We start from the raw sequence: 12,109 nt of genomic DNA on the forward strand, positions 1-12,109 counted from the left end.
TTCATGATTGACGATGTCCATTTTGGGCTTGACTATTTTCTATAGAATTATTGAATTTCTCCCGAAATGTTGTTAATTGTCATTCCCGTGAAAACGGGAATCTGGTCTTTTCGGGAACTTATAGATTATGAACATTAAGCTTCGCTTTCCCGCCTGCGCGGGAATGACAAAAGGGTATAGATTTTCAAAGCTCTCACCCCGGGTGTGGGGTGTAAGGGCACGTCATGCCGTGCCCCTATCTGCGCCCCGGACGCGACGGAGCGCGTCTCTCCAATTTTATGAACATTAAACTGCGTTTCCATCTTTCTTGGTGACGGTGCGCTTTCGTGGGAGTCGCATGTAAACAGAGGTTGTAAAAAGCGAGCGATACCGGAAAGTTTAGGCCTCTTAACATATCTGGAGATAATTACAATCGGAAAATAGTGATGAAACATTCATTACGGCACGCCTTAATGTAATTGGAGGGACGCGCTCCGTCGCGTCCGGGGCATCGGCATACATCCTGATTTTCCCGAAAAATTGATTGACACGCAGGCGCCCTTTACCTATATACCCGCAGGTAAGTTAAACAGGTCTATATTAACTAAAAACCCCCATGCTTGGGGCAAGCACAACGAAGGAGGAAAATCCCCCCTTGCCCCCTTTGGCAAAGGGGGGGTGGGGGGATTTTCATACAAATACACCGCCATCCAAGGAGAGTGACCATGCCCAAAAGAAGCGACATTGATAAAGTTCTGATTATTGGTTCGGGTCCGATCGTTATCGGTCAGGCCTGCGAGTTCGATTACTCGGGGACACAGGCCTGTAAAGCCCTGCGCAAATTGGGGTACAAGATCGTGCTGGTCAATTCCAATCCGGCGACCATCATGACCGATCCCGGCATGGCTGATGTTACCTACATCGAGCCGCTTAACCTGCAATCCTTGACGGAGATTATTGAAAATGAGCGCCCCGATGCGGTGCTTCCCAATTTGGGAGGGCAAACCGGCCTCAATTTGACGTCGGAGCTCTACAAGGCAGGGGTGCTGGAAAAATACGGCGTCAAGGTGATCGGCGTGCAGGTAGATGCCATCGAACGAGGTGAGGATCGGATCGCCTTTAAAGAGACGATGAACCGGCTTGGGATAGACATGCCGAAAAGCGAACCGGCTTACAATGTCGAAGATGCGGAGAAGATTGCCCTCGCTCTCGGCTACCCGGTTGTGATCCGTCCCGCCTATACGATGGGCGGCACCGGCGGCGGCCTTGTCTATAATGTGGAGGAGCTCCGCCTTATTGCGAGCCGGGGAATCTCCGCGAGTCTCGTCGGCCAGATACTTGTCGAAGAGTCCGTCCTCGGCTGGGAGGAACTGGAGCTGGAGGTGGTGCGGGACTCAAAAAACCAGAAGATTACCGTCTGCTTCATCGAAAATGTGGACGCGATGGGTGTACATACGGGCGATTCCTACTGCACCGCGCCGATGCTCACCATTAGTCAGGAACTCCAGACCCGCCTTCAGAAATATTCGTACGATATCGTGGATGCGATCGAGGTGATCGGCGGGACGAATGTCCAGTTTGCCCACGATCCGAAAACGGATCGGGTCGTTGTCATTGAAATCAACCCCCGCACCTCCCGCTCCTCCGCCCTGGCTTCGAAAGCTACCGGCTTCCCGATCGCGCTTATTTCCTCGTTCCTGGCGGGAGGATTGACCCTTGACGAGATACCCTACTGGCGGGAGGGAACCCTCGACAAATACATACCGTGGGGAGATTATGTCGTCGTGAAGTTTTCCCGCTGGGATTTCGAGAAATTCCCCGGCGCGATCGACAAGCTCGGAACGCAGATGCGCGCCGTCGGCGAGGTGATGAGCATCGGCAAAAACTACAAGGAGGCCTTTCAGAAGGCGATTCGCTCCCTCGAAAAGGGGCGGGCGGGTCTCGGTTTTGTTAAGGATTTCAACAAAAAATCGGTTGACGACCTTCTCGAAATGCTCTCCGAGCCTTCCAGCGAGCGGCAGTTCATCCTCTATGAGGCCATCCGCAAAGGGGCCGGCCTTGAGGAACTGAACAGAAGGACTCATATCAAGGGCTGGTTTCTCGAACAGATGAAGGAACTGGTCGAGACGGAGGAGGAAATTCTCGCTTATAAAGGAAAGGTCATGCCGGACGAGCTTCTCAAAAGGGCCAAGCAGGAGGGGTTTTCCGACCGTTATCTTGCCCAGATTCTCGGGGTTCCGGAAGATGAAATTCGCCGCGGGAGGACAGCGCTGGGTGTTGTCGAGTGCTGGGACGCGGTCCCGGTAAGCGGGGTGGAAAACGCCTCCTATTACTACTCGACCTACAACGCCCCCGACCGGGTGAGCGCCAGCAAGAACAAAAAGAAGATCATGGTTCTGGGCGGAGGCCCCAACCGGATCGGACAGGGGATAGAATTCGACTACTGCTGCGTTCATGCGGCCTTCACGCTTAGGGACGAGGGATATGAGTCGATCATGGTCAACTGCAACCCGGAAACTGTTTCGACCGATTACGACACCTCCGACAAGCTCTACTTCGAGCCGCTGACGGTCGAGGATGTGCTGGCGATCTACGAAAAGGAAAAGCCGGAAGGGGTTATCGTCCAGTTCGGCGGTCAGACGCCGCTGAATCTGGCCCGGCAGCTCTCCCAGGCGGGGGTTCGCGTCATCGGCACCTCCCCCGATACGATCGACTTGGCCGAAGACCGTGATCTCTTCAAGAAAATGATGGAGAAGCTCGGCATTCCCATGCCGGCTTCGGGCATGGCGAGCAATTTCACCGAAGCGATAGGCATTGCCGAAAGGGTCGGCTATCCGCTGATGGTGAGACCGTCGTATGTCCTCGGCGGTCGCGGCATGGAGGTAGTTCATGACGAGGAGATGCTCAAGCGCTACGTCGAAGCGGCGGTCGGGGTGACCCCAGAGCGGCCGATTCTGATCGACAAATTTCTCGAAAACGCGATCGAGTGCGAGGCGGACGCGATCTGTGACGGGACGGACGCCTTTGTCCCGGCGATCATGGAGCACATAGAACTTGCCGGCATCCATTCGGGCGACTCCGCCTGCGTCATCCCGCCGATCAGCATTTCCGCACGTCACCAGGAGACGATCAGGGACTACACAAAACGCATTGCCATCGAACTGGGAGTGGTTGGCCTGATGAACATCCAGTACGCCATTGCCGGAGAGATGGTCTATATCCTCGAGGCTAATCCCCGCGCCTCGCGCACGGTTCCCCTTGTTTCGAAGGTTTGCAACATCTCGATGGCGAGAATCGCCACACAGGTGATGTTGGGGCAAAAGCTGGCGGATTTGCAGATCAAGCAGAGTTCGTTCTCTCATTTCGGGGTAAAGGAGTCGGTTTTCCCATTTAACATGTTCCAGGAGGTTGACCCGATTCTTGGACCGGAAATGCGCTCCACCGGCGAGGTCCTCGGTCTCGCGGATTCGTTCGGCCTGGCGTTTTACAAGGCAGAGGAGGCCGCCCAGCAGGTTCTCCCGCGGGAAGGCACGGTTCTCATCACGGTCAATGATCAGGACAAGGGAGGCGCCCTGGAAGTGGCCCGGGCCTTTGGGCAGATGGGTTTTGCGATCCTGGCGACCGGAGGGACACAGGAATTTCTCGCCGCCAACAACGTACCGGCGCAGTCAATCCTGAAAGCGCACGAGGGACGTCCGAATATCGTCGATGCAATCAAGAACGGGGAGATCGATCTGGTGATCAACACCCCGGCGGGAAGGCTGAGCCAGACGGATGACTCCTACATCCGCAAGGCGGCAATAAAGTATAAAGTCCCGTATATTACGACGATCGCCGCCGCCGTCGCCGCCGCGAAGGGCATCGCCGCTTTCCGTCAGGGACACGGCCGGGCGAAGTCCCTGCAGGATTACCATCGCGATATCCACTGAGATCCCGTTCTGAATCAGAGAGGATGACTGGAGAAAAAAAGAGAAGACAACCCTGTGCGAACCAGGGTTGCCTTCTTGCCTGTGCCATTGGCTTAAAACCGTGCGGCGTCCGTTCCCTGTTCAGGGCGGGAAGAGGCGTACAAACCGAACTGAACCGTGAAGTCCGTCGCCTCGACCACCGGCCGGATGTTGCGGCGCACCTTTTCCATCCTCACGATGCCGTAGCGGGCCATCGTCTTGAGCGTCCGGGAGAGGTTGCTGCTGCTCCTGCCTGTCGCCTCTTCCAGCTCCTTGAGCGATTCGGGCTTCCGTTCCAGGATGGTCTTCAGCAGCAACTGGTTTTCGTTGCTCAAGACCTGCGCCATGGATCGCACCGATTCAAACCACACCTTGGGTTCGTCAGGCCGCGGATGGTGTTCACCGCGGGCGATGGCCAAGGACCGCTTCTTATAGTCCTGATAGGGCATGATGCCGATGTGGAGCACTTTCCGGGCCATGTTTATTCCTCTCATTTCTCTCCCATGATCCGCTCGGCCTCGCGCCAGAAGTCCTCCAGCAACTGTTCCGCCGATTCGTAATCGTAGGGCGATGTCTTTTCCCCTTCATGGAGAGATACGTTATCATCAGATGATAATAATCGCAATGCTTTTTTCAGTGCATGGCACGCAGACCAGGGCCCGACCGCTTCTGCCGTCCAAGCCAGCGTGTTTCATCCCGAAGTCAATAACGATCATGTTCTTGTAAAAGCTTTGACTTCATTGCGTAATAGTGAACCGCTTAAAAAAAACGGCTTGACATAAATATCAATATCGAGACTATAAGAACATACATTTGACTGCTGATTATTTGTGGGGTTGGGAAGGTTGCGTGAGGTATGCGATGAAGGATTCATCCCAGGCGAATAATAAAGACCTGTTGGAAGAGATGTCCGCCCTGAAACAGAAAATCAAGGAACTGGAACAATCGGAATCGGAAGGTGTGAGAGCCTCTAAGGCAGCTCGGAAGAGTGAGGCATATTTCAAGGCGATCATCCAGAACTCATCCGATATCATTCTCATATTGGATAAGGTTGGAACCATTACCTATGCGAGTCCCTCTACTGAGCGTTTTCTCGGCTACGCGCCGGACGAGTTGATCGGGAAAAGAACATTGGATCTGATTGTATCTGACGATAAGCCGAGGGCTATTGAGGATTTTAGCAGGGCATTACTGACAAAAGAAGTCCCCATCCATAACGTTTTCCGCATAATGCATAAAGACGGCGCCGAGCACATTCTGGAGGGGATCGGCAAGAATCTCCTTGATGATCCGATTGTTGCAGGCTTCGTGATGAATGTCCGCGACATCACCGATCGCAAGCAGATGGAAGATGCTTTGCGGGCGAGCGAGGAGCGATATCGCACGATTCTTGAAAACATCGAGGATGGCTACTTCGAAGTTGATATTGCCGGTAATTTGACTTTCTTTAACGACGCGGTTTGCCGAATGACCGGATCTACCCGCGCTGAAATGATGGGTATGAATAACCGTCAATATGCCGACAAGGAGAACAGTGAAATATTATATCGAGCCTTTAACAAAGTCTTCAAGACAGGGGAGCCCTCAATAGGAGTAGGTAATGAAATTATTAGAAAAGATGGAAGAAAACTACACATTGAGTCCTCTATATCTCTCATAAGAAATACATCCAATCAACCGATAGGGTTTCGCGGTATCATGCGAAACGTCACTAAACGGAAGCAGATTGAGAAAGAGGCGGCCATCCTTTCCGACATCGGCCGGCTGATCGGCTCCACGCTGGACATCGATGAGGTGTACGAGCGGGTCGCTGCCGAGGTCCGGAAACTTATCCCTTTTGACAGGCTCACTATCAACCTGAACGACTATGATCAGAATACCGTTACTGTCGCATACGCTTTCGGGTCAAATGTTCCCGGCCGAAGACTGGGAGATTCTTTACCTCTGCAGGGGTCGATAAATGAGGCGCTTGCACACACAAAGACCGGCATACTGCTCCATCCGACAGGCGCGGACGAACTGGCGGGACAATATCCTCATATCGTATCCACTTTTCAGGCGGGGATAAACTCGTTTATGAGTGTTCCCCTGATCTACCGGGACGAATTGATCGGCGCCATCCATTTCCGGTCGAAAACGCCGAATGCCTACACAGAGAACGATCTCCGCCTGGCGGAGAGGATCGGGGCGCAGATTGCCGGGGCGATCGCCAACGCGCAGTTGTTTTCCGATCTCAAAAAGGCGGAAAAATCATTGCGGGAGAGCGAGGTACGTTTCCGCGGCCTGGTGGAGCAGGCCGCGGTGGGCGTGGCCGAGATCGATATGAACACGGGCCAATTCCTGACGGTGAACCGGCGGCTTTGCGAAATGGTCGGCAGAACTCAGGGTGAAATGATGGCCACCACCGTTATGGCGATCACGCATCCGGAAGATCTTCATCTGCACGATGAAAAAAGACGAATGATGCTGGCCGGGGAGATCGGGCACTACAGCCTGGAGAAGCGCTACCTCCGGAAGGACGGGGAGACCGTCTGGGTGAACATCACGGTGTCGCCGCTCTGGAAGCCTGGGGAAATACCCGGGCGGAACATGATCGTAGTCGGGGACATCACGGACCGCAAGCGGATGGAGGAGGAGATCCGGGAGATGTCCCTCCGGGATGGGCTTACGGAACTCTACAACCGGCGGGGGTTCATCACCCTGGCGGAGCAGCAGATCAGGGCGGCCAACCGGGGCAAGAGGGCAGTGTTAGTCACCTTCATTGATTACGACGGCCTTAAACGGATCAACGACACCCTGGGTCATACAGAGGGGGACAGGGCACTGATCGATACGGCTGATGTGCTCCGCCGGACGTTTCGGGAATCGGACATCATCGCCCGCCCGGGCGGGGATGAATTCGCCGTCCTGTCCATCGATGCAGCGGTCATGAATCTTGAGGACTTTTCGGTACGTCTTCAACAGCATATTGCTGAATTCAATGCAAGGGCATCCCGGCCCTACAAGCTGGCGATGAGTTGGGGCACTGCCGTCTACGATCCCGAATCACCTCTGTCCCTGGATGAACTGATGTCCTCTGCCGATCAGCGGATGTACGCCCAGAAAAAAGCGAAAGCGAACCAGAGAATGTAATCGGGAACAATCGGTTACACGACTGATGTACAGAACGCGTACACAAATCAATTTGGCCGTTCTGTTTCTGACCCTTTTCCTTATCTTTCTTTCCGCCCTTGTCTCCCATTACTGCTTTCAGCCTGCTATACGCGTCAACCGGATGAGCCTTATTTCTTATCTTTTTGAAAAAGGCTGTCATCGAGACCGGTGTTGATCCGCCATTCGCTGTAAGAAATATCGATGTCTCCTTCCCCCGACACATCATCGAGTCTGCGCATGCCTGAGGAAACGGGATTATCGCTTGTGCTAAAAAATGCGGCATCGGCATTGCGCATCTCTTCGGGAAAGGTGAGGTGGATGTGGACCTTTTCCGGCAGCGGCCATTTCTCAAGACCCTGCTCAACGGTCCTGTAAGTGAGCTTCACCTGCCCTTTTGTCCCTTTGACGGAGAGGCTTTCCATCTGCCGGATCCGCAGGGGATTTCCCCCGACCCAGACATGATAATACCTAATAAGTGCCTTGGTTTCGAGTGGTTCCACCCTGAACACGTCCATCGTACTCCCGTTTAGATTCTCGGTCCGTTCGTAGGTGATCAGATTTTTTGCGGGATCGAACTGGAACGGGTTGAACACGCCGCTGTCGCGGGGGATCGGTGCAAAACTCCTGGTTTCGATGTGGAACTTGTCTGGTTTCTTGAAGTAAAGGGTGGCGCTGAAATCGGGAATCCGGATGGTTGGCATGTTCACTTTTGCGTGAATCCTGACGGTGTAGTCGTTCAAGTCCCGATAAGGCTTTACCAGTTCGGTAAAGACATGCCGGGGATCAGGCCTCTGCTTCGCGCCGGGTTTTTCCTGCGTTGCTGCCTGCGCTGGGGCAATGAGAAGAAAGAACAGGCAAAACGTCAATACTTTGTTCAGGGTAGGAAATTTCATTTACGAAAGAATGTCCTTTCTGGAAAAATAGACGATCGCCGCCAAGAAAAAAGCAATGATGAAGCCGGCCAGGATGATGACATTGGTGCGGATGACGCCCCAGGGAATCGGATCATCGAACACCTTCTGCCACGCATCGAAGTAATTGAGGAACAGATAGGGGCGGATCGCCTGGAACAGCTCGAAGGGCAGGCTGATAATGATGATGCTGACAATAATGACCGCCATTGTGGCAATGATCGGACCGATGGAGTTGTCGGTAAACGCCGAAAATAGAAAGCTGAGGGAGGAGACGACGAACATCGCCAGTGTGGCCAGACCGTAGGCCATCAGGAAATATGCGGGCAGATGGGATTCCGGGATAACGAGGATTCCCCGGCGGATAACCAGCAGATCGCCGCTGCCGAAGGCCCAAAGGGAAAGGCCGAGCGTCAGGCCGCCGATGAAAAGTACCATAAGCGCCGTATAGATGAGGGTGACGATGAACTTGGCCGTGATGATCCTGGTTCTGGAAACTGTATGAATGAGAAGGAAGCGGAAGGTTCCTGCATTTCCCTCGCCGGCGATCTGATCCCCGGCCACTATGGTCAGGAGGATCGGAACATGCACCCAGAGGGCGCCCATGAAGAAAAAGCCGAAAAACCAGCCGTTCAAGACATTCCCGCCGATCACGAAGTCGTTCTGCAGCAGGGAAAGCAGGTGCCGTTCAAAAGAAAGCTTTCCTCCCAGCTTCAGGCCTATCACTACCAGGGGGACGATCATGCCGAAGGCCAAAAACCCGATATAAGTGCGCCAGCGGGTAAAGGTCTTGATCAGTTCGAACCAGATTAGATGCATCATGGTATGTCCGCTCTCCCCTTTATGAATATTAAGCTACGCTTTATGGACATTAATCTTCTATTTGTGAACATTAAGCTACGCTTTCTTGACAGCGATGAATGCCTCACGGCTCGCGCCCTTCGATCAGGTTCAGAAAATAGGTTTCCAGTGTCCTTTGGGGAATGAGGCCGTTCACGTTGAAGCCGGCATTGACCAGTTGCCTGTTGAGCTCCGGAATACGCTCCAGATCGAGCTCCACGTTGATGCCGTCGCTTTGGATTGCCGCGGACCTGCCGAATGCATTTGTTTTGAGAAACTGCAGGGCCTCTTCGGGACGGTCCGTCTTCACCAAAACATAAGACGGCCCCTTTTTCAGGAGATCCTGTACGCTTCCCTCCACGCGGAGCTTGCCTTGATGTATGATCGCCATCCGGGTTGCGATCAACTCCACCTCGTAAAGAAGGTGGGAGGAGAGAAAAATGGTCACCCCGCGCTCGCGGGCAAGCTCCTGGATAAGCTCACGTACCTCCTTCATCCCTTGCGGATCGAGGCCGGTCGTCGGCTCATCAAGGATCACCAACTCTGGTTCGTTCAGAAGGATCAGGGCCAGGCCAAGGCGCTGGTTCATCCCGTGCGAATAGGTTTTCACCGGATCATCGGCCCGGTCTGCCAACCCAACCTGCTCCAACTGCTTCATGATCTGACGGCGGGAAACGGGCTTCTGGAGTCCCCCCAGGATTTCCATGTTGCGCAGAGCGGAGAGGTGATTGTAAAACGCCGGCTTTTCGACCACCGCCCCTACCTTCGCCAGGGCCTTGTGGCCGGCCTTTTTGAGCGACGCCCCGAAGATCTCCACGTCCCCTTCCGCAGGAAAGACGAGATGCAGAATCATCCGGATGGTGGTGCTTTTACCTGCGCCGTTGGGTCCGAGAAAACCGAACACGTCTCCCCTCTGAACCTCGATGTTCAGATGATCCACTGCCAGTCGGTTTTTGTAACGCTTCGTAAGCCCAATGGTGCGCAGTACGGTTTCGGACATGATCCCACGGTCTCCTGATCGATTGCCTTGATACTTGACAGGAACTCGCCTTTTCGCGTCCGCGAGTATAGGACGGAAAAAGCTTGTATGTCAAAGAATATGTGTTGGTAAAATGCTGTTGCTTCAACAGCCTGCGAGAACTTTGAATTTCTCCCGAAATGTTGTTAATTGTCATTCCCGTGAAAACGGGAATCTGGTCTTTTCGGGAACTTATAGATTATGAACATTAAGCTTCGCTTTCCCGCCTGCGCGGGAATGACAAAGAAGGGACGTTTTTCAAAGGTCTCCCTGCGTCACCGTCGATGACGCTGCCGATTATTAATCCGGATGCAGGCTCGGCAAAAATGTGTTGACAGAATGCGCAATTACGTGTTAGGTGCCGCCCGACAGTAAGCGAAAGCCGTGCGTGCAGGGTTGCAGTATCGGCGGGGTGAGTGCGTAAGCGGCAGCATAGATGTGCCGCACGTTCTGTTCTTGCCGACTTCAGCAGGCCATTTATGAGGGGTTAAGCGGAAGCTTGCCCCTTTTTTGTTGAAAAATGCCGGTTGCTCGTTATTTGAAATGATTGTTATCGCGGTTGTCAAGGGATGTTGTTTCCGCCAGGCGAAACACGCGCACTGATCTCCGGCGTTAGGGGCTTTTGCCCATCAAACGCCACGGAACAAGACGTCCCCTTTCAAACCGTCACGCGGCAGGCAACTGCCGCCGTTCACCCCCGCGAGGAAAATTTTGGAGTCATTAAACTCCGTTTTCGCGGGCATCACCGCAAAGAAATTTGCAGAGCTTCATCACGCTGAGAGTGCGACTTGGCAAGAAGGAGTCAAGGAGTATTTTCAGTGAATTTTGAACAGTTTTCTTTAGATCCGCATCTTTTGTCCGCCATCAGGGCGGAAGGCTACACGTCGCCTACCCCGATCCAGGAGAAGGCGATGCCCCCCGTTCTGGCCGGCAGGGACGTTCTGGGACTGGCGCAGACCGGCACCGGTAAAACCGCCGCCTTCGTGCTGCCCATCCTCCAGCGCCTAATTGCAGAACAGTGCTTAGTTGAAAGGGCCCGTCCCACTCATGAAAGGGACAAAGCCCCGGGAACGAAGCGTCATATCCGCGCCCTCATCGTCGCGCCGACCCGGGAGCTGGCCGAACAGATCCATCAGGCGACGATTTCCCTGGGGCGCAATACCAGCGTGAAGAGCGCCACCATCTACGGCGGGGTGAGCAAGGGACCACAGCTTATTACCCTGCGACGCGGCGTGGATATTGTCATAGCCTGTCCGGGAAGGCTCCTCGACCACCTTGGCGAGGGCAATATCGATCTCGGCCATGTCGAGGTGCTGGTGCTCGACGAGGCGGATCGCATGTGCGACATGGGTTTTTTGCCCGATATCAAGCGCATAATCCGCTCTCTTCCGGCAAAGCGTCAGACGCTCTTTTTTTCCGCGACAATGCCCGATGACATCCGCTCCCTGGCGGATGGGATTTTGAGCAATCCGATCAGCGTGCAGATCGGCATGATCGCCCCGGCCAAGACCGTCACCCATGCCCTCTATCCGGCGCCGGACGGTCGCAAAACGGATCTGCTTTTGGCGATGCTGCAGCAGACGCCGACCGGGCGCGTTCTGATCTTTACCCGCACCAAACACCGTGCCCGCAACCTGGCCAGCAGCCTGGAAAAGAGCAATTACCGCGTTTCGGCCCTCCAGGGAAATATGACGCAGAATCGCCGTCAGGATGCGATCAACGGGTTCAAGGGGGGCAAGTACGACATCCTCGTTGCCACCGACATCGCCGCGCGCGGCATTGACGTTTCGGAGATCTCGCATGTAATCAACTTCGACATGCCCGATACGGTGGACGCCTACACCCACCGGATAGGCAGGACGGGACGGGCCCTGCAGACCGGCGAGGCCTTCACCTTTTCCTCTCCCGCGGACGAGATTATTATCCGGCAGATCGAGCAGGTTCTGGGCGCCCGGATCGAACGCCGCCGCCTTCCCGATTTTGACTACGGAAATCAGGTGCAGGAAAGCGCCTTTATTTCCACGCGCCCCCAGCAGCCCAGGCCGCAGGTAAGACGTTTGAATACGGGTGCGGCACGCCCTGCCCAGGGACAGGCCGCTCCCAGAACCAGGCCGGCTTATGTGGCCCAGAGGCGGGGCGGCGATCCAGCGGGCGCTCGGACTTCCCGCAGTCAAACCACCCCCCAGCGTCGCAAAGCGCTTCCCTCGTCTGCGGCGGTGCGCCGCGCCTGGTAACGGCAACGCGAAAAAGCGTCAAAAGCG

The 12,109-nt window shown here is 54.7% G+C and carries 7 protein-coding genes; 3 read left to right on the forward strand and 4 right to left on the reverse strand.

The genetic code is table 11. The features are described 5' to 3' along the window. Positions 1 to 704 precede the first annotated feature (704 nt). Positions 705 to 3,908, forward strand: coding sequence for a carbamoyl-phosphate synthase large subunit (carB, locus tag M0P74_10760; GenBank protein ID MCK9364059.1), 3,204 nt, complete (start codon positions 705 to 707; stop codon positions 3,906 to 3,908). Positions 3,909 to 4,000: 92 nt separating this feature from the next. Here carB and M0P74_10765 read toward each other — a convergent pair whose 3' ends face one another. Next, positions 4,001 to 4,405, reverse strand: coding sequence for a transcriptional regulator (locus M0P74_10765; protein ID MCK9364060.1), 405 nt, complete (start codon positions 4,403 to 4,405; stop codon positions 4,001 to 4,003). Between the two features lie 382 nt (positions 4,406 to 4,787). Between M0P74_10765 and M0P74_10770 the strand changes: the two genes are divergently transcribed. Beyond that, positions 4,788 to 7,058 (forward strand): PAS domain S-box protein, encoded by a 2,271-nt coding sequence (locus M0P74_10770; GenBank protein MCK9364061.1) that lies wholly within the window; start codon positions 4,788 to 4,790, stop codon positions 7,056 to 7,058. A 149-nt stretch (positions 7,059 to 7,207) separates the two neighbouring features. Here M0P74_10770 and M0P74_10775 read toward each other — a convergent pair whose 3' ends face one another. The 3 genes from M0P74_10775 to M0P74_10785 form a co-directional block, all read right to left on the reverse strand. Beyond that, positions 7,208 to 7,972 carry a hypothetical protein gene (locus M0P74_10775; GenBank protein ID MCK9364062.1) on the reverse strand — a complete coding sequence of 255 codons (765 nt, stop codon included), beginning with the start codon at positions 7,970 to 7,972 and terminating at the stop codon, positions 7,208 to 7,210. Next, positions 7,973 to 8,812, reverse strand: coding sequence for an ABC transporter permease (locus tag M0P74_10780; GenBank protein MCK9364063.1), 840 nt, complete (start codon positions 8,810 to 8,812; stop codon positions 7,973 to 7,975). A gap of 103 nt (positions 8,813 to 8,915) precedes the next feature. Beyond that, the gene (locus M0P74_10785) at positions 8,916 to 9,830 is read right to left on the reverse strand and encodes an ABC transporter ATP-binding protein (GenBank protein ID MCK9364064.1); all 915 of its coding nucleotides are present in this window, start codon (positions 9,828 to 9,830) and stop codon (positions 8,916 to 8,918) included. Between the two features lie 836 nt (positions 9,831 to 10,666). Between M0P74_10785 and M0P74_10790 the strand changes: the two genes are divergently transcribed. Continuing rightward, positions 10,667 to 12,082: a DEAD/DEAH box helicase gene (locus tag M0P74_10790; GenBank protein ID MCK9364065.1), complete on the forward strand. Its 1,416-nt coding sequence runs from the start codon at positions 10,667 to 10,669 to the stop codon at positions 12,080 to 12,082. Positions 12,083 to 12,109 lie beyond the last annotated feature (27 nt).

Source organism: Syntrophales bacterium, from assembly GCA_023229765.1.
Lineage (GTDB): Bacteria > Desulfobacterota > Syntrophia > Syntrophales > UBA5619 > DYTH01.

Coding starts and splice junctions, on each gene's coding strand:
- M0P74_10780 (MCK9364063.1), bottom strand. CDS start 8,812: ATGATGCATCTAATCTGGTTCGAACTGATCAAGACCTTTACCCGCTGG.
- M0P74_10785 (MCK9364064.1), bottom strand. CDS start 9,830: ATGTCCGAAACCGTACTGCGCACCATTGGGCTTACGAAGCGTTACAAA.
- carB (MCK9364059.1), top strand. CDS start 705: ATGCCCAAAAGAAGCGACATTGATAAAGTTCTGATTATTGGTTCGGGT.
- M0P74_10765 (MCK9364060.1), bottom strand. CDS start 4,405: ATGGCCCGGAAAGTGCTCCACATCGGCATCATGCCCTATCAGGACTAT.
- M0P74_10770 (MCK9364061.1), top strand. CDS start 4,788: ATGAAGGATTCATCCCAGGCGAATAATAAAGACCTGTTGGAAGAGATG.
- M0P74_10775 (MCK9364062.1), bottom strand. CDS start 7,972: ATGAAATTTCCTACCCTGAACAAAGTATTGACGTTTTGCCTGTTCTTT.